The 20,895-nt window shown below is 71.8% G+C and carries 19 protein-coding genes; 6 read left to right on the forward strand and 13 right to left on the reverse strand.

Annotation, left to right across the window (positions count from 1 at the left end; translation table 11 throughout):
- Positions 1-38: 38 nt before the first annotated feature.
- From arfB to EV371_RS26165, 5 genes are all read right to left on the reverse strand, one after another.
- Positions 39-461 carry an alternative ribosome rescue aminoacyl-tRNA hydrolase ArfB gene (arfB, locus tag EV371_RS26145; RefSeq protein WP_130464391.1) on the reverse strand — a complete coding sequence of 141 codons (423 nt, stop codon included), beginning with the start codon at positions 459-461 and terminating at the stop codon, positions 39-41.
- Positions 462-478: 17 nt separating this feature from the next.
- Positions 479-1,354 carry a trypsin-like peptidase domain-containing protein gene (locus tag EV371_RS26150; RefSeq protein ID WP_130464392.1) on the reverse strand — a complete coding sequence of 292 codons (876 nt, stop codon included), beginning with the start codon at positions 1,352-1,354 and terminating at the stop codon, positions 479-481.
- A gap of 86 nt (positions 1,355-1,440) precedes the next feature.
- Complete coding sequence (locus EV371_RS26155) at positions 1,441-2,400, reverse strand: VWA domain-containing protein (protein WP_130464393.1); 960 nt, start codon at positions 2,398-2,400, stop codon at positions 1,441-1,443.
- The gene (locus EV371_RS26160; protein ID WP_486484972.1) at positions 2,397-3,383 is read right to left on the reverse strand and encodes a DUF58 domain-containing protein; all 987 of its coding nucleotides are present in this window, start codon (positions 3,381-3,383) and stop codon (positions 2,397-2,399) included. Before EV371_RS26160 ends, EV371_RS26155 begins: the two co-directional genes overlap by 4 nt.
- Positions 3,384-3,448: 65 nt before the next feature.
- The gene (locus EV371_RS26165; protein WP_130464394.1) at positions 3,449-4,498 is read right to left on the reverse strand and encodes an AAA family ATPase; all 1,050 of its coding nucleotides are present in this window, start codon (positions 4,496-4,498) and stop codon (positions 3,449-3,451) included.
- Between the two features lie 170 nt (positions 4,499-4,668).
- Here EV371_RS26165 and EV371_RS26170 point away from each other — a divergent pair, with 170 nt between their 5' ends.
- Together EV371_RS26170 and EV371_RS26175 are read left to right on the forward strand one after the other, a co-directional pair.
- On the forward strand, positions 4,669-5,805 hold the full coding sequence (locus tag EV371_RS26170; RefSeq protein WP_130464395.1) for a hypothetical protein: 1,137 nt from the start codon (positions 4,669-4,671) through the stop codon (positions 5,803-5,805).
- Positions 5,806-5,929: 124 nt separating this feature from the next.
- Entirely contained in the window at positions 5,930-6,997 is a 1,068-nt protein-coding gene (locus EV371_RS26175) for an endonuclease/exonuclease/phosphatase family protein (protein WP_130466227.1), read from the forward strand.
- Positions 6,998-7,078: 81 nt separating this feature from the next.
- Here the strand turns inward: EV371_RS26175 and EV371_RS26180 are convergent, their stop codons facing one another.
- Positions 7,079-7,594, reverse strand: coding sequence for a hypothetical protein (locus EV371_RS26180; RefSeq protein WP_130464396.1), 516 nt, complete (start codon positions 7,592-7,594; stop codon positions 7,079-7,081).
- 621 nt (positions 7,595-8,215) lie between these two features.
- The gene (gene cimA, locus EV371_RS26185) at positions 8,216-9,805 is read right to left on the reverse strand and encodes a citramalate synthase (protein ID WP_130464397.1); all 1,590 of its coding nucleotides are present in this window, start codon (positions 9,803-9,805) and stop codon (positions 8,216-8,218) included.
- A 309-nt stretch (positions 9,806-10,114) separates the two neighbouring features.
- On the opposite strand from cimA, the gene EV371_RS26190 reads away from it, so the two are divergent.
- Positions 10,115-10,606 (forward strand): YlmC/YmxH family sporulation protein, encoded by a 492-nt coding sequence (locus EV371_RS26190; RefSeq protein ID WP_130464398.1) that lies wholly within the window; start codon positions 10,115-10,117, stop codon positions 10,604-10,606.
- Positions 10,607-10,834: 228 nt separating this feature from the next.
- The gene (locus EV371_RS26195; protein WP_130464399.1) at positions 10,835-11,572 is read left to right on the forward strand and encodes a tyrosine-protein phosphatase; all 738 of its coding nucleotides are present in this window, start codon (positions 10,835-10,837) and stop codon (positions 11,570-11,572) included.
- Between the two features lie 182 nt (positions 11,573-11,754).
- Here EV371_RS26195 and EV371_RS26200 read toward each other — a convergent pair whose 3' ends face one another.
- Positions 11,755-12,852, reverse strand: coding sequence for a branched-chain amino acid aminotransferase (locus EV371_RS26200; RefSeq protein ID WP_130464400.1), 1,098 nt, complete (start codon positions 12,850-12,852; stop codon positions 11,755-11,757).
- 188 nt (positions 12,853-13,040) lie between these two features.
- On the reverse strand, positions 13,041-14,072 hold the full coding sequence (locus EV371_RS26205; RefSeq protein WP_130466228.1) for a 3-isopropylmalate dehydrogenase: 1,032 nt from the start codon (positions 14,070-14,072) through the stop codon (positions 13,041-13,043).
- Between the two features lie 252 nt (positions 14,073-14,324).
- Here EV371_RS26205 and EV371_RS26210 point away from each other — a divergent pair, with 252 nt between their 5' ends.
- Both EV371_RS26210 and EV371_RS26215 read left to right on the forward strand, forming a co-directional pair.
- The gene (locus EV371_RS26210) at positions 14,325-15,185 is read left to right on the forward strand and encodes an FAD:protein FMN transferase (RefSeq protein WP_130464401.1); all 861 of its coding nucleotides are present in this window, start codon (positions 14,325-14,327) and stop codon (positions 15,183-15,185) included.
- A 408-nt stretch (positions 15,186-15,593) separates the two neighbouring features.
- Positions 15,594-15,947 carry a hypothetical protein gene (locus EV371_RS26215; RefSeq protein ID WP_130464402.1) on the forward strand — a complete coding sequence of 118 codons (354 nt, stop codon included), beginning with the start codon at positions 15,594-15,596 and terminating at the stop codon, positions 15,945-15,947.
- Between the two features lie 60 nt (positions 15,948-16,007).
- Here EV371_RS26215 and serA read toward each other — a convergent pair whose 3' ends face one another.
- The 4 genes from serA to ilvN all read right to left on the reverse strand — a co-directional run bounded on the left by serA (position 16,008) and on the right by ilvN (position 20,886).
- Positions 16,008-17,612, reverse strand: coding sequence for a phosphoglycerate dehydrogenase (gene serA, locus EV371_RS26220; protein ID WP_130464403.1), 1,605 nt, complete (start codon positions 17,610-17,612; stop codon positions 16,008-16,010).
- A 229-nt stretch (positions 17,613-17,841) separates the two neighbouring features.
- Positions 17,842-19,086 carry a mannosyl-3-phosphoglycerate synthase gene (gene mpgS / locus EV371_RS26225; RefSeq protein ID WP_130464404.1) on the reverse strand — a complete coding sequence of 415 codons (1,245 nt, stop codon included), beginning with the start codon at positions 19,084-19,086 and terminating at the stop codon, positions 17,842-17,844.
- A 199-nt stretch (positions 19,087-19,285) separates the two neighbouring features.
- Positions 19,286-20,299, reverse strand: a complete 1,014-nt coding sequence (ilvC, locus tag EV371_RS26230; protein ID WP_130464405.1) for a ketol-acid reductoisomerase — start codon at positions 20,297-20,299, stop codon at positions 19,286-19,288.
- A gap of 71 nt (positions 20,300-20,370) precedes the next feature.
- Positions 20,371-20,886 carry an acetolactate synthase small subunit gene (gene ilvN / locus EV371_RS26235; RefSeq protein WP_130464406.1) on the reverse strand — a complete coding sequence of 172 codons (516 nt, stop codon included), beginning with the start codon at positions 20,884-20,886 and terminating at the stop codon, positions 20,371-20,373.
- Between the last annotated feature and the right edge of the window lie 9 nt (positions 20,887-20,895).

Here is a 20,895-nt window from a genome sequence, read left to right on the forward strand (position 1 = left end):
TCGGGCGGATGCGTCAGCCCGCGGATGCACCGGGGGCGTCACTCCACGTCGGGTCGGCGCATCTGCTTGAGCTGGCCGCGGCGCTTCTTCTCGGCGAGCCGGCGCTCCTTGGCCCCGCGACTCGGCTTGGTGGGTCGTCTCGGCGGTGGCGGCGGCGCGATCGCGTCGGCCAGCAGCGCGGCGAGCCGGGCCTGCGCCGCCTCCCGGTTGCGGAGCTGGGCGCGGTGCTCCGAGGCGGTCACCGTCAGTACGCCGTCCGAGAGTCGGCCGGCCAGCCGGTCCAGCGCCCGGGTCTTGAGCCGCTCCGGCAGCGCCGTCGTGTTCGCCACGTCGAAGGAGAGTTCGGCCCGGGAGTCGGTGGTGTTCACGCCCTGCCCGCCCGGGCCGCTGGACCGGGAGAACCGCCAGTTCAGTTCCGCCTCCGGGATGACGATGCCCGGTCGGATGGTCAGGGGTGCCATGTCGTCAACCGTACGGCTCAGCCGCCCTTGCCGATGATGGTGTCCGCGGTCTGCTGCACCTGCTCGATCGGGATGGCGAAGCCGATCCCGATCGAGCCGTTGCCGTCGATGGTGGCGATCGCGGTGTTCACCCCGACCACCTCGCCCCGGGCGTTGACCAGCGGGCCACCCGAGTTGCCGGGATTGATCGAGGCGTCGGTCTGCACCGCGCTGTGCCGGTTCTCCCCCAGCTTCACCTGACGGTCCAGCGCGCTGACGATGCCGGCGGTCACCGTGCCGGCCAGCCCCAGCGGCGAACCGACCGCGAGCACCGGCTCGCCGACCCGGGTGGCGCCGGGCTTGGCCAGCGGCAGCGCCGTCAGCCCGGTCGACGGCGGCACCCGGAGTACCGCGATGTCGCTGCTGGAGTCCCGGCCGACGATCCGGGCCGGGAACTGCCGGCCGTCCGAGGTCTCCACCATCACCGCGCCGTCGGGCTCCCCGCCGCCGCCCCGGGCCACGATGTGGTCGTTGGTGACGATGTGCTGGAGGTCGTCGATGGCGAACCCGGAGCCGCTGGCCGACTTGCCACCACCGGCCACCATCACCGAGACGACGCCGGGCACCACCTGTGCGGCGGCGGCCACCAGGTCGGCCGGGATGGCGGCCTGCGCCGCTCCGCCCCGCTGTCCGGAGGTCTCCTGGCTGGCCACCCAGCCGCCGGCCAGGCCACCGGAGCCGATGGAGAGCGCGACCACCGCCAGCGCGGCGAGCAACGCCCGGCGGCGCCGGGCCGCCCGGTCGATCGCCAGCACCTGCGCGGGTACGCCGGGAACGCCGCGCCCGTCCGGTTCCAGCTCCGGTGAGATGAACCATGGGCCGCGGGGTTCGCCGAGCCCGGTCTGCGTTGCCATAGCTCACTCCTCGTCAGTCCATCGTCGCCATCGCCGGCAGCAGGTGCGCCGCCCGCCCCGGTGGGACCGAGCCGGGCCGGCGGGATCTACGGCAGCCGGGAGAACCAGGCCATCGAGCCGCCCGCCGCCGCCAGGGCCAGCAGCAGCCCGATCCCGATGAACCGGGCGGCGATGTCCTGCTTCTCCGTGCGGTAGCCGACCGACGTTCCGATGTCCTCGTACACGGCACGCAGTTCGGCGCTGCTGCCCGCCTCGTGGTAGCCGCCCTTGGTCTGCTCGGCGACCGCCCGCAGGGTCTGACCGTCCACCGGCACCCGGATCGGCCGGCCACCCCGGGCGACGTAGCCGGTGGCGGTGCCGAACGAGATCGTGTGCACCGGCACGCCCACCTGCACCGCCTCGTCGGCGGCGGAGATCGGGTCGCGCCCGGAGGTGTTCGCCCCGTCGGAGAGCAGCACGATCCGGGCCGGCGGCGGGTTCTTCGCGGCCTGGGTGTCGAAGGTCTTGATCGCCTCCAGCGAGGTGCCGATCGCCTCGCCGATCGCGGTGCCCTGCACTCCGGTGCTCCCCTCGGCCAGCCGCCTGATCCCGGAGTGCAGCGCCGATCGGTCGGTGCCGGGCGGCACGAGTACCGCCGCGCTGCCGGCGAAGGCGACCAGCCCGACGTTGAACTCGTCCGGAAGCGTGTCGGCGAACCGGTGCGCCGCCGACTTCGCCGCCGCCAGCCGGTCCGGTTCGACGTCGGTGGCCAGCATGGAGGTCGAGACGTCCACCGCCACCATCACGGTGGCCCGCTCCCGGGGCACCCGCACCTCCGCCTCCGGCCGGGCGAAGCCGACGACCAGCAACGCCAGCATGGCCAGGAACAACCCGGCCGGCACGTGCCGGCGCCAGGACGGCCGGTCCGGCGCGACCCGGTCCAGCAGCCGCAGGTTGGTGAAGCGGACGGCGTACCGGCTGCGGCGGCGTTGCAGCACGACGTACCAGATGCCGAGCCCGACCACGCCGAGCAGCAGCAACAGCCGTTCCGGAGACTGCCAGGTCATACCGCGCCTCCCCGTACCGCTGCGGCGGGCGGCCGGGCCGCGCCGGCCAGCCGCCGCTGGGTGTGTACGTGCCGGACGATGTCCGCGATCCAGTCCCGGTCGGTACGCAGCGACAGGTGCGCGGCCCCCGCCCGGCGCAGCGCCTGCCGGACCAGTTCCCGCTGGCTGGCAGCGGCTGCGGCGTACCGCTGCCGGAGCCGGCGGTCCGCGGTGGACACCTCGCGTCGCCGGCCCGTCTCCGGGTCGACCAGGGTGACCAGTCCGACGTCCGGCAGCTCCAGTTCGCGCGGGTCGACCACCTCGACCGCCAGCACCTGGTGGCGTACGCCGAGCCGGCGGACGGCCCGCTCCCAGGCCGGCGTGCCGCCGGAGGTGTCGGGCAGCCCGTCGAGGAAGTCGGAGACCAGCACCGCCAGTCCCCGGCCGGCGCTGGCCCGGTGCAGTGTGGTCACCGCGTCGGCGAGCGACGGCGCGCCGCTCGCCGGGTCGGGCCGGGGCGCCGCGAGCAGCATGTTGAGCAGGCCCAGCAGGTGGGCCCGGCCGGCCCGGGCCGGAAAGCGGCGGATCCCGGCGTCGTCGAGCAGGTGTACGCCCAACCGGTTGCCGACCCCGGCGGTGAGGAAGCCGACCGCCGCCGTGGCGGCCACCGCGAGTTCCCGCTTGTCCAGGTCGGCCGTGCCGAAATGCATGCTCGGGGTGGAGTCGACCAGCAGCCAGGTGGTCAGTTCCCGGTCGGCGTCCACCTCACGGACGTGCGGCAGGGTGGTCCGGGCGGTCACCGCCCAGTCCATCCGGCGGACCTCGTCCTCGCCCGGCCGATACTCCCGGGCGCCGCTGATCTCGCTGCCGGGCCCCGGCAGCAGGCCGAGGTGCTGGCCGTGCAGCAGCCCGTCGAGCCGCCGGGTGACCAGCAGCTCCAGCCGGCGCAGCCGGTGCTCGGGGACGAGTTGCCGCAACGTCGGGTCGCCGCTGTCCCGGTGCACGCCGTCCGGGCCGGTCCGGCCGTCCCGAGCCGCCCGACCGGTCCACCCCGGCTGGCCGAGCCGGCTCACGCGACCGCCAGACCGCGCCGCTGTTCCTCACGGCTCGGCGCGATCCTGGGCGGTGGGACCGCCTCGACGAGACGGCGTACCACCGACTCCGCCGGTACCCCGTCGGCGATCGCGTCGAACGACAGCACCAGCCGGTGCGCGATCACGTCGCAGGCGAGATCGCGTACGTCGTCCGGCAGCACGTAGTCCCGGCCGCGCAGCAGCGCCTGGGCCCGGGCGGCGGCGACCAGCCCGAGGGTGGCCCGGGGACTCGCCCCGTACGCGAGCAGCGGCGCCACCTCCGGCACCCCGAACCGGGCGGGATCCCGGGTGGCCAGGATCAGCCGTACGACGTACTCGGCGAGGGCGTGGTGCACGAAGACCCGACTGGCCCGGTCCTGGAGTGCCCGCAGCCGCTCCGGATCGAGGACCGCCCGGGCGGTCGGCCGCTCCGCGCTCATCCGGTAGAGGATGGCCAGCTCGTCGACGTCGGTGGGATAGTCGACGAGGATCTTCAGCAGGAACCGGTCCCGTTGCGCCTCCGGCAGCTGGTAGACCCCCTCCGACTCGATCGGGTTCTGGGTGGCCAACACCAGGAACGGCTCCGGTACCGGATAACTGCGGCCGCCGATCGAGACCTGCCGCTCGGCCATCGCCTCCAGCAACGCCGACTGCACCTTCGCCGGCGCCCGGTTGATCTCGTCGGCCAGCACCAGGTTCGCCATCACCGGCCCCAGCTCCACGTCGAAGCTCTCCGACGAGGCCCGGTAGATCCGGGTACCCACGATGTCCGACGGCACCAGGTCCGGAGTGAACTGGATCCGGGAAAAACTCCCACCCACCGCCACCGCCACCGTCTGCGCGGCGAGGGTCTTCGCCACTCCCGGTACGCCCTCCAGCAGGCAGTGCCCGTCGGCCAGCAACGCGGTGAAGAGCCGCTCCACCAGCCTGTCCTGCCCGACGATCACCCGCTTGACCTCGAAGAGGGCCTGCTCCAGCTCGGGGCCGGCGGCAGCCGTCTCGACCGGCCTGGGGCGGGTGGCCACGGTGTCTGACATGTCCGTCACGGTGCGGGCTTCCCGACCTCGCCGACGGCAAACCCGGGTCGGCACGGTGTCCGGAGAAGTTCCGGCACGGCCACCACTCGGGACACCCGGAACCTCCCGCGTACCAATAAACTCGGCCGCACACAAACCCGTCAGCGAAGCCGGGACGGGACGAAACGCCGGAGGCGCCTGTGTTGCTGCGACGGTGCGGAGCGGTACTGCTGGCGGTCGCCTCGGCGGTGGTTCTCGCGGCGCCCGCGGCGGCGGCCCCCGATCCGCTTCCCCCGCCGAGCTACGCCGGGTTCCGGCTGGTCAAGGCGATCCCCGGCGAGCCCGGCACGCCGCGGATCACCCTGCCCGCCGGCTACGAGCTCGTCCCCGGCGCCTCGACCCAGGTGGCCAGCCGGGCCGAGTACTACTCCTTCGTCCGGGGGCCGCGCAGCGAGGCGGTCACCGTCACCGTCGACTGGCCGGGCACCTGGGTCGGCTCGGTGGTCGCCACCGACACCCGGCTGGCGATCCGCCGGCACGCCGGTGCGCCCTACCGGATCAGCTTCACCCTGCCGGTGACCTGGTCGTCGGTGAACGCCAACCAGGCGACGGTGCAGGTCTGGAGCATGCTCAGCCCGGAGACCTCGACCGGGCTGCACTGGCGGATCGAGCACAACGACCCGGACCGGGTGGCCGGGCCGTGGACCAACGTCGCATGGCCGGCGACGCAGGCCGCCTCGGTGATCAACTACATGGTCGCCAGCGAGGCGGTGCTCCAGGACTCCGGGCTGGTCGCCGAGGCCCGGCGCAGGGGCCACTTCTTCTCGCTGATGGGCTTCGAGACCAACAACGCGCTGCACCCGGACAACCCGCCGCACTGGCACCTGGCGTACTACCCCGGCCTCACCTACGGCGCGCCCCGGGCGCACGTGCCGCACTTCTGGGTCGACGCGCAGGGCCGGACCTACTACAACGGGATGGACATCCAGGGTCAGGGCCGCAGCCGCTTCTACGCCGGTGATCCGGCGCAGATCCGCGACGCCGACGACAACCTCGTCGTCACCCTCACCATCCGGGCCGACGGCGGACTGGACATCGACCCGCCGGCCGGGCCGCGCTACTCGATCACCGCCCCGGACGGGAACTTCTCACACCAGGTCGACGTCGCCCGGGACGGGGTGCCGTGGCGCTCCGTGGTGAGCCGGGACCACGTGAAGATCGGCGTACTTGTCGTCCAGGTGCGGGACCGGCAGTCCAGCCGGCCGCACCGGACCACCGTGCACCAGTACGACGCGCTGACCGGGGTGCTGACCCACACCTGGCCCGGCCCGCACTAGGTCCGTACCGTCTGCACGCGCTCTTCACCAGCCCTCCACAATCGACGGCTACCTTGCCGTCGTGGATGTCGATCTCGCACCGGAGCCGCCGCCGGCCGCTCCGGTCCGGACCCGTCGGCGACTGCTGACCGGGCTCTGCTGGCTGCTGTCGCTGCCGGTGCCCGGCCTGCTGGCGGTACGGCTGACCGGGCTGGAGCGGGGCCCCCTGGTGCAACTGGTGGCCTTCACGCCGTACCTGCTGGCCTGGGCGTCACTGCCGCTCGGGCTGGCCCTGGCCACCCGGCGTCGATGGGCGGCGGGCACCTCGGCGGTCGCCGTGCTCGTGCTGCTCGTGCTGGTCGCGCCGCGCGCGCTGCCGGACCGGCAGCCGGCCACCGGCGGCACTTCGCTGCGGGTGCTCACCGCCAACCTCCTCGCCGGGGCCGCCGAGCCGGCGGCGCTGGTGGCGCTGGTCCGGGCCGAACGGGTCGACGTGCTCGCCGCGCAGGAGTTCACCCCGGACGCCGAGGCGGCACTGCACCGGCTCGGCCTGGCCGAGCTGCTGCCGTACCGGCAGGTCAACCCGGAGCTCGGCACGACCGGTTCGGCGCTGTACTCCCGTCATCCGCTCCGGCAGGCCGGTACCCGACGCAACGGGGGCGGCTTCTCCCAGGCGTACGCGACGGTCCATCCTCCGGACGGGCCGGCGGTGCTGGTGGAGTCGGTGCATCCGTTGGCGCCCGCCTCCCTGACCGGGCTGCCGGATTGGCGGGCGGACCTGGCGGCGCAGCCACCGGCCACCCCGGACGGTCCGCTGCGGGTTCTGGCCGGGGACTTCAACGCCACCCTCGACCACGCCCCGCTGCGCGATTTGCTCGACACCGGGTACGTCGACGCGGCCGACTCGGTCGGGATGGGGCTCACCGGCACCTGGGGCCCGTACGACGGCGATCCGATCCCGCCGGTGACCATCGACCACGTGCTGGTGGACCGGCGGATCGCGGTCGACCGGGTGGCGGTGTTCCGGCTGCCCGGCTCCGACCACCGTCCGGTCCTCGCCGACCTGGCCCTACCCACCCGCTGCCCGGCTCCGAGCCCTACCCACCCGCTGACCGGCCCCGAGCCCTTGCCCACCCCGCTGGCCGGCCCCGAGCGTCCGGGTCTCGCCGCAGGGTCGGGTCGCGGTGCCTGCCCACCCGCTGGCCGGCCCTGATCCCTACCTGACCGGCACCCGGGAACGCCGCCGGCCTCCGTGTCCGTTCGGGGGGACACGGAGGCCGGCGGGCACCGGGGGTCAGGGCAGGAACACCGCCAGGTGGAAGCTCCGGTTGGCCGGCTGGTTGGCCGCGTTCCAGGTCTGCACGAAGACACCCTGGGCCAGGTTGGTCCGACCGACGACCGAGATGAAGCCGGACGGCGAGGTGCCGACACTCCCGGTCAACCCGATCGTGCCGACGAACGCCCCGTTGTTCACCGGCACGTTGAAGACCACCTGGTAGAGGCCGACGCCCAGCAGGGTCACCGAAACCGCCTGGCTGCCGCGGATCAGACCGCCGTTCGCGCTGACCACGGCGAAGAGCTGCGCGCTCGACGCCTGTACGGCGGCGTCGCCCTTGAGCAGCGCGGCCCTGGCCAGGTCGATGTCGGCCTGGGTCACCGGCGGCTGCTCGACCATCTTGCCGTTGATCCGGACCGCGTCGGGGTCGCCTCGGTGGCTCGGGCCGGCGACGGCGATCCCGCCACCGACGAGGGTCAGCGCGAGTGCTCCGACGGCTAGCAGGATCGTCTTACGTCCAAAGAATCTGGCCATGACGTCATCTCTTTCTTTCTACCCAGGATGGTGATGGTCTCTCCGATGTTGGAGATGGTCCGAACTGTCGACCTGCTGTTCCGGGTACACCCCGTCCGCACCCGACTCGTGACCAATGACTGCCCGACAATTGCACGGACGGTTTCAGCACGAATCACCGACGGACGGGAGGCTGCGCCAGTGCCTGACGCACGATTGTTTCGCCTTCTGAACGCCCGACCGGCGCCGATCGTCGCCCCGCGTTCACCAGCTAATACTACTTAGAGTGGCCACTCAACAACCATGAGCGAACATAGCATTCGGCAAAGCAGCAGGTCAATAGCGGTTTCATCTGCCCGTGGCCGCCGATCCGGTGGGGCGCACAACGGGCCGCCACAGCCGGCGTGCGATTTTCAAGAATGCGTACCACTCTCGAGTCTCACATTGAACCTTTTTCAACCTCCCCTTGCGGCCCGACGGACCGCAAGGTCGGACGCGGTGCATGAGCAGCGCGCGGTCCAGGTTGAAAAAGGTTCATTCGTTCCTCGCCTTTTCGGATTGGTGGCCGGGAGGGTCCGGGCAAACGGAACGGCCCCGCTCGCGGTCGTCACCGCGGGCGGGGCCGTCAGTCCGGTCGTCGGTTCAGACCTCGGCCGGAGTACGCGCCACACCATAGGTCAGCGCGTCGACGAGGGCGTGCCAACTCGCCTCCACCACGTTCGGGTGAACGCCCACCGTGGTCCAGTCCCGGCCGCCGCTGTCGGCCGTCTCCACCAGTACCCGGGTGATCGCGCCGGTACCGTGGCTGCCCTCCAGGATCCGCACCTTGTAGTCGGCCAGCTCGAACCCGCGCAGCTCCGGATAGTGTCGCTGCAGCGCCACCCGTAGGGCCTCGTCGAGGGCGTTGATCGGCCCGTTCCCCTCGGCGGTGGCGATCACCCGCTCGCCGCGCACCCGCAGCTTCACCGTCGCCTCGGAGACCACCGCACCGTCCTCGCGGTGCTCGACCAGCACCCGGTACGACTCCAGCGAGAACGGCCGGGCCGCGTCCATCCCGGGCAGCTCGGCCCGGACCAGCAGCTCGAACGAGGCGTCGGCGGCCTCGAACGACCAGCCGCCGGCCTCCATCTCCTTGACCCGCTTGGTGACCCGGGCCGCCGCGTCGGGATGGCCGGCCAGGTCAAGCCCGAGCTCACGGCTTTTCAGCTCGATGCTGGCCCGGCCGGCCATCTCCGTTACCAGGATCCGCATGTCGTTCCCCACCACGGCGGGGTCCACATGGTTGTAGAGCAGCGGATCCACCTTGATCGCACTCGCGTGCAGCCCCGCCTTGTGAGCGAAGGCGGCGGCCCCGACGTAGGCCTGGTGGGTGTCGGGGGCGATGTTGGCGATCTCCGCGATGGCGTGCGAGACGCGCACCATCTGCGCCAGGCACCCGTCCGGTAGGACCGGTAGCCCGAGCTTGAGTTGCAGGTTGCCGACCACGGCGAACAGGTCGGCGTTTCCGGGCCGTTCGCCGTAGCCGTTGGCGGTGCCCTGGAAGTGCCGTACCCCGGCCTCGACGGCGGCGATGGTGTTCGCCACCGCGCAGCCGGTGTCGTTCTGGGTGTGGATGCCGAGCCGGGCCGGGGAGATCCCGAGCCGCTCGGTCAGCGCGCCGATCGCCGCGGTCACCTGGGACGGCAGCATGCCGCCGTTGGTGTCGCACATCACCACCACCTCGGCGCCGGCTTCGAGGGCGGTCTCCACCACCGCGGAGGTGTACGCCGGGTCGTACCGGAAACCGTCGAAGAAGTGCTCGCAGTCGAGGAAGGCCCGCCGCCCCTGCGCGACGAGATGGGCCACGCTGTCCCGGACCATCGCCAGGTTCTCGGCGCCGGTGGTGCGCAGCGCCCGCTCGACGTGCCGGATGTCGGACTTCGCCACCAGGCAGACCGCCGGGGTCTCCGCGTCGAGCAGCGCGCGCAGCTGCGGGTCGGCGTCGACCGCCACCCCGGCCTTGCGGGTGGCGCCGAAGGCGACCAGGACGGCGTGCTTCAGGTCCAGCTCCGTCCGGGCCCGACGGAAGAACTCGGTGTCCTTCGGCATCGCCCCCGGCCAGCCCCCCTCGATGAAGCCGACGCCGAACTCGTCGAGCAGCCGGGCCACGGCCAGCTTGTCGACGACCGAGTAGCTGATGCCCTCGCGCTGCGCGCCGTCGCGCAGCGTCGTGTCGAACACCTGGTACGTCATCTGATCTCCTTCGAGAAGGGCGCAGCCCCTGCTCCGATGCCTTCCTGGCCCGACAAACAAAATGACCCCCCGCGAATGCGGGAGGTCTGCGCGCTCGGCGGGGGAGGATGCCGGCGCGCTAGTTGCCAATAATGAGTGCGGAGCAGGTCACGGACCGTACTCTGCCACGGCAGGTAGGGATGTGGGAGGAAAAATCCACATGGCGGGACGGCATCCTCACGCCGACCGGGTGTATGGATCGACCACCCTGGGTAGGTGTCTCCGGGACAGCGGAAATGTCGAGACAGTCGAGAAGAGGAGTGATAGCCAGTGGACAGGCTCGATCCTCAGACGACCCCGCAGCGGCAGACGCCGGATCCCCTGATCCACGGCGGTGGTGGCGCGCTCGCCGGCGGCGCGGTGCCGGGCGGCGAGCCCGCGGGCGCGTTCGATCCGTGGCGCTACCGCGACGACGCCGGGGTGACCGGCGCCGACCTGGTGGGCTACAAGGTCGAGGCGACCGACGGCGGCATTGGCAAGATCGACAGTGCCAGTCACGAGGTGAACGCCAGCTACCTGGTGGTGGACACCGGCCCGTGGATCTTCGGCAAGAAGGTCATGTTGCCGGCCGGCGTGGTGAACCACGTCGACCACGACGACCAGAAGGTGTACGTCGACCGGAGCAGGGACCAGATCAAGGCCGCTCCGGAGTTCGACGGCGCCGGGTACGACGATCCGGCCTACCGGGACAAGCTCGGTGGCTACTACGGCGGGACGTACGGCTCGCCCGGCTGGGCAGCTCCGCCGGGTCGCGCCATCTGACCCGCGACCCGCGGTCGACTGGCCGGCGAGGGCTCCCGCCCCGCCGGCCAGTGGCGTCGAAGGGGGTCCGACCACCCGGCTCCGCCCGGAGAGCACCGCCCACCGGAAGGCCGGCGCAGCCCGGGTAGAGGGAAAGCCGGCGCAGCCCGGGCAGAGGGAAAGCCGGCGCAGCCCGGGCACCGGGAGACCCCGAGCGGAAACGTCCGGCCCAGGCACTACGGTGGTCGGGTGGACGGAACTTCGACCCGTACGACGGTCTTCGAAACCCTCTTCAATTTCCGGGACGTCGGCGGCGTCTCCGGGCTCGACGGTCGGCCGGTCCGCCGGCAGCGGCTGTACCGGTCGGACTCGCCGCACCGGATCGACGGCACCGACCGGGAGGCGTTCGAGTCGCTCGGCATCCGCACCGTGGTCGACCTGCGCCGACCGACCGAGGTACGCCAGCAGGGCCGGATACCCGCCTATGACGGGCTGGTCTACCAGCACATCCACCCCGAGCACGCGCTCTGGGAGGCATCGGCGTACTCCGATGAACTCGGGCTGGCGCGCTGGCTGGCCGACCGGTACCACGACCTTGCCACCACCGGCTCGGCCGGCCTGGTGGCGGCGATCGAGGTGATCGCCGACGCCGAGTCCGCCCCGGTGCTGGTGCACTGCGTCGCCGGCAAGGACCGGACCGGCGTGGTCTGCGCGCTGACCCTTTCGCTGCTCGGTGTCGCCGATGCCGACATCGCCGAGGACTACGCGCAGAGCACCGCCGCCTCGGCCCGGTTCGGCGAGTGGCTGGCCAGCACCATGCCGGACGAGGCGCCGCTGCCGGCACCGTTCCTCGCCTCGCCGGCCGAGGCGATGACCCTGTTCCTGGCGGAACTGCGCGGCCGGCACGGCTCGGTGCCGGACTACCTGGTCGGCGCCGGCCTGGCCCCGGCCCGGATCGACGCTCTCCGGGCCCACCTACTGAGCTGACCCGCACGTGCCACCCATGGCCGCACCGCCTTCCGGCGCCGCCGGGCAAGATCGCGCTACATCCCCGAAATAGTGCCTTCGGACGCGCGCCGAAGGCACTATTCCCGGAAAGAACACCTCACCGAAAAACATGATCTTGCCCACGACGGAGGTGCGGGTGGCGAGTTCCCGCCGCCGCGCGCTCAGGCGATCCGGTGGATCCAGCCGTTCCGGTCCTCGGTCCGGCCCCGCTGGATGTCGACCAGCTGCTGCCGCAGCCTCATGGTGACCTCGCCGGGGCTGCCGTCGGCGATCGAGAACTTCCCGTCGGGGGAACAGACCTGACCGATCGGGGTGATCACCGCGGCGGTGCCGCAGGCGAACACCTCGCGCAGTCGGCCGCTGGCCGCGTCGGCCCGCCACTCGTCGAACGCCACCGGCCGCTCCAGCACCGTTCCACCGGACTCCCGGACCAGGGTGATCAACGAGTCCCGGGTGATGCCGCGCAGGATGGTGCCGCCGAGCGGCGGGGTGACGATGGTCCCGTCGTCGTAGACGAAGAAGATGTTCATGCCGCCGAGTTCGTCGACGTACCGGCGCTGCACCGCGTCGAGGAAGACCACCTGCTCGCAGCCGTGCTCGCTCGCCTCCGCCTGGGCGGCCAGCGAGGCGGCGTAGTTGCCGCCGAACTTCGCCTCGCCGGTCCCGCCGGGCGCGGCCCGGGTGTAGGTCGGCGAGACCCAGACGTTCACCGGCTGCACGCCCCGGGCGAAGTACGAGCCGACCGGCGAGGCGATCACCGCGTAGAGGTATTCGTTGGCCGGGCGCACCCCGAGGAAGACCTCGTTGGCGAACATGAACGGCCGCAGGTAGAGGCTGGCCTCCTCGGAGGTCGGCAGCCATTTCCGGTCGACCTGGATCAGGTGCCGCAGCGAGTCCAGGAAGACCGCCTCGGGCAGCTCGGGCATGGCCATCCGGCGGGCCGAGTCGTTGAACCGGGCGGCGTTGGCGTCCGGTCGGAACATCGTCACCGAGCCGTCCACCGCCGAGTACGCCTTCAGCCCTTCGAAAATCTCCTGGGCGTAGTGCAGCACCGCGCTCGCCGGGTCCATCGGAATCGGCGCCCGGGCCTCCACCCGGGCGTCGTACCAGCCCTTGCCGTCGGCGTACCGGATCGTGACCATGTGGTCGGTGAAGACCCGACCGAATCCCGGGTTGGTCATCAGCGCCGCGCGCTCGGCGGCGGCTACCGGCTGAGGATTCGGACGGATCTCGAAGTCGAGCGTGTCACCACCGCTCATCGTGCTGACCTCCAGAGAGTGGACCGGTGCCCGGGCACGGGCAGGCCGGAACGTGGGAGTTGTGCCTGAAACTTACCCGAACGGTCGTTCAACCTCGACCCTCCGGGATGACCGGCGGGCCGCACCACGCGCACCTTCGCGCAGATCCGGCGGTCCGCCGGAGCTGTTCGCGGAGCGTATCGGCCGGCTCAGGCGGCCGCGTGGGCGGCGAGCCGGTCTCCGATGTCGGCGGTGCGCCGCGGCGAGCCGGAGCCCCGGGAGGCCAGCTCGGCGGCGACCGCCTCGGTTACTCGGCGGGCCGCCTCGGGGTGGCCCAGGTGGTCGAGGAGCAGCGCGATGGAGAGCACCGCGGCGACCGGGTCGGCGACGCCCTGGCCGGCGATGTCCGGCGCCGAGCCGTGCACCGGCTCGAACATCGACGGGTACGCCCGCTCGGGGTTGATGCTGCCGCTGGCGGCCAGCCCGATCCCGCCGGTGACCGCGGCGGCGATGTCGGTCAGGATGTCCCCGAAGAGGTTGTCGGTGACCACCACGTCGTACCGCTGTGGCTGGGTGACCAGGAACATCGCGGCGGCGTCGACGTGCTGGTACTCGGTCTCGACGTCCGGGTGCTCGGCGGCCACCGCGGCGAAGGCCCGGGCCCAGAGCGAGCCGGCGTGGGTCAGCACGTTGGTCTTGTGCACCAGGGTGACCTTGCGGCGCTCCCGGCGCCCCGCCCGGGCGAACGCGTCCCGGATCACCCGCTCGACGCCGTGCCGGGTGTTCAGGCTCTCCTCGGTGGCGATCTCGGCCGGGGTGTCCCGGTGCAGGGTGCCGCCGGCTCCGGCGTAGAGCCCTTCGGTGCCCTCACGGACGACCACCAGGTCGATCTCGTTCGGCTTGACGCTGGCCAGCGGGCCGGCGGTCCCCGGCCAGAGCCGGGACGGCCGGAGGTTCACGTACTGGTCGAACTCGAAGCGGAGCTTGAGCAGCAGGCCGCGCTCGAGCACCCCGGGCGGCACGGTGGGGTCGCCGACCGCGCCGAGCAGGATCGCGTCGTGCCCGGCCAGCTCGGTGAGGACGGAGTCCGGCAGCACCTCGCCGGTGCGGTGGTAGCGGGCGGCTCCGAGATCGTATTCGGCGGCCTCGACTCCGGGCAGTACGGCGTCAAGCACCTTGCGGGCCTGCGCGACCACCTCCGGCCCGATGCCGTCGCCAGCAACCACCGCGATCCGCGCCACCGCCACGTCCCAGCTCCCTTGCCTCCGTCGTGTCTAGGGAACGTTAAGGGAACGTCCCGGGTTCCGGTACGACGCTCCCGAAATATGGAATGCCAACCGCACAGGAGCTTCTCAGCCAGCACTCATGCTGCCACCATCTTCGCTGCCTAGGGTGAGCGCGAAGAACGGGTTCGCAGGGCTGGAGGACGCCCCGGGGACCGGAGTGGCGAGACGCGGATCCAGGGGGCGAACGTGCGGATCCAGGGGGCGAACATGCGAATCCCGGGAGCCGGCCGTGGCCGGGGACAGCGTAGCCGGTACCTGCCGCCGGCGCCCGCCGTGGGCCGGGGACGGCCGGACCTGCGGCTGGGCGCCGGCTGGCGCAACGTCCGACCCGGCGCGGTGCTCGCCGACCGGGTGGTCGCCCGGCACACCGTGCAGACCTCGATCGCCGACTACACCCTGGTGCTGAACGGGATGGGCGCGGTCGGCTGGCGCGGCGTCGGCGACGCGCTGCGGGACGCCGTCGCCGAACTGCGGGCGATCGACCTCACCTACAGCCCGGCCCGGCCGGCCAGCCTGGTCTCCCGGCTGCGCCGGGGCGAGATCTCCGCGGACGCGTACCCGCCGCTGGCCGACATCGTCGCCCGGTGCGTCGCGATGCGGGCCGCCACCGACGGCTGGTTCGACGCCTGGGCGGTGCCGGGCGGTTTCGACCCGGGCGGCCTGCTGGTCGGCTGGGCGGTGGAGCGGGCCGCCGCCCGACTGCGCGCCGCCGGCATCGAGGACTACGCCGTGATCAGCGGCGCCGACCTGGTGGTACGCGGCCACGCGCCGCACGGCGGCCCGTGGCGGATCGCCGTGCACCACCCGACCCGGGGCGACCGGCAACCGATGATCCTGGAAATGACCTCCGGGGCGATCGGCACCTCCGGGGTCGCCGGCCGGCGCGACCACGTGATCGACCCGCGCACCGGGCAGCCGGCCCGGAAGCTGCTGGCGGCCACGGTCACCGGCCCGGACCTCACGGTCGCCGACGGGTACGCCACCGCCCTGTTCGCCGCCGGCCGCCCGGGCCTGGACTGGTTCCCCACCCGGGACGGCTACCGCGCCCTCTTCGCCACCCCGCGCTGACCGGCACCGACCCGCGCTGACGGGCACCGACCCGCCGGACGGCCGGCACCGGGAGCGGCGCTCCCGAGCCGTCCTGAGCGACTACAGCGACGTGACGGCGGAAACGCGATCGGCCCCCGCGATCTCGGCAACGATCGCGGGGGCCGATCAGCGACGAGTGCGCGTGGCTCGCGCACACGGGGGTGCTGGCTACCCGGCCGGCGCGACGCCTCATCACCCGAAGACGAGTCCACGCCCAGGAACTCGCCGGGTATCCGCGTCAATACGCTAGCGACCCGATGCGAGTCCCCGCAAGGGTGCCCGTTCCGCGTGTCGGCGCCGTATCCGAGCGAAGGTCACCAACTCAGTGGCACCCTGTACCCCCATGAGTTCTGATCTGTCAACACTCTTGGGACACGGGAGCCCCGCGTGAGTTTCGATCTGATCGTATGGGCGCTCGAGCCCGGCGCCGCCGCCGAGGACGTCCGCGCGGCACACGACCGGTGCCGGCAGGGAGTGCACGCCCCGGGCCATCCGGAACCGCGGATCTCGGCGTTCTACCGGGCGATCGTCGCCGGCTACCCCGACCGGCCGGGACCGGACTCGCCGTGGGCGGTGACGCCGCTGCACGTCGCCGCCGACCATGTCGAGATGAACCTCGACGAGTCCTGTGCGGACCAGGTGCTGCTCGACATCGAACGGCTGGCCGCACGGCACCACCTGATGCTGCTCGACCCGCAGGACGGCTCGGTCTATCCGCCACCGACCCCGGTGAACGGCTGACCCGGACGGGGCGGCCGTGTGCCGATCCGCCCCGTCCGGGCACCGGGTGTCAGGCCCCGGTCACACCTCCTCGTCGCGCAGGTCGGCGGCGCTCGCCGCGACCGCGCCGATCGAGTCGGCCGCCGAGCTGAGCAGCTCCGCCGCGGCCGCCGAGTCCACCGTCAGGGTCATCAGCGCCTCACCGCCGGCCTCCCGCCGGGCCACCTGCATCGCCGCGATGTTGACGCCCGCCTCGCCGAGGATCGACCCGATGGTGCCGACCACGCCGGGCTTGTCGGCGTAGCGGAAGAAGAGCAGGACGCCGTCGACGCCGAGTTCCAGGTCGAAGCCGTCCACTTCGGTCAGCTTGAGCACGTCGCGGGTGCCCGTGTGCACGGCGGTGCCGGAGACCGACACGGTCCGGCCGTCCGGCAGCGCACCGCGCACGGTGACCAGGTTCGGGTGGTCGATGGTCTCGGCGTGCGTGGTCAGCGCCACCGTGACGCCCCGGTCGGCGGCGAGCAGCGGGGCGTTGACGTAGCTCACCTGCTCCTCCACCACCGAGGTGAACAGGCCCTTGGTGGCGGCCAGCTTCAGCACCGAGACGTCGTTGGCGACGATCTCGCCGCGAACCTCGACGGTGACGCTGGCGGCGACCCCGCCGGCCACCGCGGTGAAGACCTTGCCCAGCTTCTCGGCCAGCGGCAGCAGCGGCCGGACGTCCTCGGCGACGACGCCGCCGGCCTGCACGTTCACCGCGTCGGGCACGAACTCGCCCTGGAGGGCGAGTTTGACGCTGCGGGCCACCGCGAGGCCCGCCTTGTCCTGGGCCTCGGCGGTGGAGGCGCCCAGGTGCGGTGTGGCCACCACGTTGTCGAAGGCGAACAGCGGCGAGGCGGTGCAGGGCTCCTTCGAGTACACGTCGATGCCGGCGCCGCCGACCCGGCCCTCGGCGATCGCGTCGGCCAGCGCCTGCTCGTCGATCAGGCCGCCCCGGGCCGCGTTGACGATCCGGACGCCGGGCTTGACCAGCGTGAGTTCCTTCTCGCCGATCAGACCGACCGTCTCCGGGGTCTTCGGCAGGTGGATCGAGATGAAGTCGCTCTCCCGGAGCAGCTCCTCCAGCCCGACCAGGCGTACGCCGAGTTGCGCCGCCCGGGCCGGCTGCACGTACGGGTCGTACGCGATCAGCCGGGTGCCGAAGGCCGCGATGCGCTGCGCGAAGAGCACCCCGATCCGGCCGAGCCCGACCACCCCGACGGTCTTGCCCTGGATCTCCACACCGGTGTACCTGGACCGCTTCCACTCCCCCGCCTTCAGCGCGGCGCTGGCGCTCGCGGTGTTCCGGGCGACGGCCAGCAGCAGCGCGACCGCCTGCTCGGCGGCGGAGACGATGTTGGATGTCGGGGCGTTGACCACCATCACGCCCCGGGCGGTGGCGGCCGACACCTCGACGTTGTCCAGTCCGACGCCGGCCCGGGCCACCACCTTGAGCCGGGGTGCGGCGGCGATCGCCTCGGCGTCGATCTGGGTGGCGCTGCGTACGATGACCGCGTCGGCCTCGGCGAGCGCGGCCAGCAGAGCGGGGCGGTCGGTGCCGTCCACGTGGCGTACGTCGAAGTCGTGCGCGAGCACGTCGATTGCGGCGGGAGCGAGCTCTTCAGCGATCAGTACGACGGGAGTCATTGGTCCTCGTATATGTCGTCCGGGCGAGGTCTGCGGCCACGTGGGCGCCGCACTGCGTCCCGCGCTTCCGCCATTCGGTCGTCCCTGCGGTGCGGACGCACCTATCTGCCGATCGTAGGCGTCCTGCTGCGCAGGGTGCGGCGCCGAACCGCGTGAGTGCCCTCACAGGGCGTACACCGGCCCGTCGCCGAGTCCGGTCGGGACGGCACGCCGACGGCGCACCGACGGTTCAGGCCGAGGTGTAGACCTCGGGTTCGGGCAGCGCGGGGCGGGGCTGGAACTGGGTGACCAGTGACCGGGCACCGAGCTGGCGGAAGGTCCCGGCCTCGGTCTCCAGTACGCCGCGCAGCAGGTCCAGGTCGAGCGAGCCGACCGGCGGGTAGATCCGCTCCCGGGGTGGCTCCTCACCGGGCGCGAGCGCCTGCTGGGCCACCATGAACTCGAGGATCGCCTGGCGGACCGGGGGCAGCGCGACCGGCGAGTGGTAGAGCACGTTCAGCGCCTGCATCCGCATGCCCTGCACGTGGTCCTCGCCCTTGTTGTCGTGGAAGTGCGGGTTGCGGGTCTCGATCTGGAGCACCGGAACGGAGCTGGCCATCACCTCGGGGTGCGCGGTGTCGAGCAGGCCGCCGAACTGCTCGAACAACTCCACGAACTCGAACGGTTCCACCGCGAAGCCGCCCGCCAGCCGCATTCGCAGCCCGAGGTCGAGGCTGATCGCGTGCTCGCCCGCGTTTCCGGTGGCGATCACCTCGGTGCCGAACCCGGAATACTCGGCCACCAGCCGGTTCAGGAACTCGTTGGTGATCTCGGAACTCCGGCCGCGCCGGCTGAAGAAGAGCCGCCCGTCGCGCAGTTTCGGCTTCGAGTGCCAGGAGATCCGGACCATCGCGTACGGATTGGCCGCCAGGTGCAGGCCGGCGGCGTACACCTTGACGTACTCGTGCACGGCACCCGGGACGTAGTTGTCCGCGTCGATGTAACCCAGGTACTTCCGTCCGGTCAGCGCGGCGACCGCCATGCCGATCAGCATCGCCTCGCCCTTGCCGGGCCGGACCAGCCCGTCGTCGGCGATCAGCTCGGGCATGCCGGCGGCCTTGAAGGCGGCGGCCAGTCCCGGATCCTGCTGGTGCACCATGACCGCCGGCCGCTCGGTCGCCCGGCAGTACTGCTCCAGGGTCTGCGCTTCCATGTCGTAGCGATCGACCGGCGCTCGGGCGCTGTTCGAGACCAGCACGATGAGGCAGTCATGAGGAATCCCCGAGAGCACGCCTTCGATTACTCTGCGTGTCTCATTCATGCAGGGAATGACGATGACCATCTGCCGCTCGATCGCGCGCATCGCCGCCTGCGAGACGATCCCCTCGCCGGTGGTTCCCGTGGCGTCTCCCGAGTCCAGCTGTATGACACGCTGGAGTTCGTGGATACGGACGGCGCCGAAACGCTCGGTGCGGTGCGATTGCTCCAGACGCATGCGGCGACAGTACCCGAGCGGAAGCATTAACCGCGCGTAACCGCCACCCATTTCCTGGTGACAACTGTGGGCTGGCCATTGGGTGTCGAATGGCAATGAACCGGCAACTCACCGGAGAAGATCGATAACGACATTGCTCTCCAGTCCGGCACGGCCGCTGTCCCGGGCCGGCGGTCCACCGGCCCGGGACAGCACCGGATCAGGCGGTCTCGGTGATCGGCCGGTCGACCCAGCTCATCATGCCGCGCAGCTTCTTGCCGGTCTCCTCGATCGGGTGCGCCGCGCCCTCGGCCCGCCACTTGGTGAAGTTGGGCCGGCCCGCGTCGTCCTCGGCGATCCACTCCCGGGCGAACTCACCCGACTGGATCTCCGAGAGGATCTTCCGCATCTCGTCCTTGACCCGGGCGTCGACCACCCGGGGCCCCCGCGAGTAGTCGCCGTACTCTGCGGTGTCGGAGACGCTGTAGCGCATCCGGGCGATGCCGCCCTCGTACATCAGGTCGACGATCAGCTTCAGCTCGTGCAGGCACTCGAAGTACGCCACCTCGGGCGCGTACCCGGCCTCGGTGAGCACCTCGAAACCGGTCTGCACCAGTGCGGAGGCGCCGCCGCAGAGCACCGCCTGCTCACCGAAGAGGTCGGTCTCGGTCTCCTCCTTGAAGGTGGTGCGGATCGCACCGGCCCGGGTGCCGCCGATCGCCTTGGTGTAGGCCAGCGCGAGCGGGAAGGCGGTGCCGGTGGCGTCCTGCTCCACCGCGACCAGGCAGGGCACGCCCTTGCCGTCGACGTACTGCCGGCGGACCAGGTGACCCGGGCCCTTCGGGGCGACCATCGCCACGTCGACGTCGGCCGGCGGGGTGATGAAGCCGTACCGGATGTTGAGGCCGTGGCCGAAGAAGAGCGCCTTGCCCGCGCTCAGGTGCGGCGCGATGGCATCGGCGTAGAGCGACCGCTGCGCGGTGTCCGGCGCCAAAACCATGATCACGTCGGCCTCGGCCGACGCCTCGGCCGGGGTGAGCACCCGTAGGCCCTGCTCCTGCGCCTTGGCCCGGCTCTTCGAACCCTCCGGCAGACCGATCACCACGTCGACGCCGGAGTCGCGCAGCGACAGCGCGTGGGCGTGGCCCTGGCTGCCGTACCCGAGCACCGCGACCTTCTTGCTCTGGATGAGCCCCAGGTCGGCGTCGTCGTCGTAGAACACCTCAGCGGTCATGACTTTCCTCTCCTGCGGCGCGACCCGGGCGGGTCCGCCGTTGCCAATCGTTATCGCGGGGTCCGCCGTGCTCAGGCGGCCCGCAGCGCCGAACCGGTGGTGATCGCCCGGGAGCCCCGCCCGATCGCCACCAGACCCGACTGCACCATTTCCTTGATTCCGAACGGTTCGAGATCGCGCAGCAGCGCGTCCAGCTTGTCAGCGGTGCCGGTCGCCTCGATCGTGAGAGTGTCCGGCGCGACGTCCACCACCCGGGCCCGGAACAGGTTCACCGTCTCCAGCACCTGGGCCCGCTGCGAGCGGTCGGCCCGGACCTTGACCAGCACCAGCTGTCGGGCCACCGAGACGGCCGGGTCAAGCTCAACGATCTTGAGTACGTTGACCAGCTTGTTGAGCTGCTTGGTGACCTGCTCCAGCGGCGAGGTCTCGGCATTGACCACGATGGTGATCCGGGAGACGTCCGGGTTCTCCGTCTCACCGACCGCCAGCGAGTCGATGTTGAAGCCCCGGCGGGAGAAGAGCCCACTCACCCGGGCCAGGACACCGGGCTTGTTCTCCACCAGCACGGAGAGCGTGTGCTTGGTCATCTTTCGGGC

The organism is Plantactinospora sp. CNZ321 (assembly GCF_004217235.1).

Coding starts and splice junctions, on each gene's coding strand:
- mpgS (WP_130464404.1), bottom strand. CDS start 19,086: ATGCGTCTGGAGCAATCGCACCGCACCGAGCGTTTCGGCGCCGTCCGT.
- EV371_RS26155 (WP_130464393.1), bottom strand. CDS start 2,400: ATGACCTGGCAGTCTCCGGAACGGCTGTTGCTGCTGCTCGGCGTGGTC.
- EV371_RS26180 (WP_130464396.1), bottom strand. CDS start 7,594: ATGGCCAGATTCTTTGGACGTAAGACGATCCTGCTAGCCGTCGGAGCA.
- ilvN (WP_130464406.1), bottom strand. CDS start 20,886: ATGACCAAGCACACGCTCTCCGTGCTGGTGGAGAACAAGCCCGGTGTC.
- cimA (WP_130464397.1), bottom strand. CDS start 9,805: ATGACGTACCAGGTGTTCGACACGACGCTGCGCGACGGCGCGCAGCGC.
- EV371_RS26150 (WP_130464392.1), bottom strand. CDS start 1,354: ATGGCAACGCAGACCGGGCTCGGCGAACCCCGCGGCCCATGGTTCATC.
- EV371_RS26200 (WP_130464400.1), bottom strand. CDS start 12,852: ATGAGCGGTGGTGACACGCTCGACTTCGAGATCCGTCCGAATCCTCAG.
- EV371_RS26210 (WP_130464401.1), top strand. CDS start 14,325: ATGCGAATCCCGGGAGCCGGCCGTGGCCGGGGACAGCGTAGCCGGTAC.
- serA (WP_130464403.1), bottom strand. CDS start 17,612: ATGACTCCCGTCGTACTGATCGCTGAAGAGCTCGCTCCCGCCGCAATC.
- ilvC (WP_130464405.1), bottom strand. CDS start 20,299: ATGACCGCTGAGGTGTTCTACGACGACGACGCCGACCTGGGGCTCATC.
- arfB (WP_130464391.1), bottom strand. CDS start 461: ATGGCACCCCTGACCATCCGACCGGGCATCGTCATCCCGGAGGCGGAA.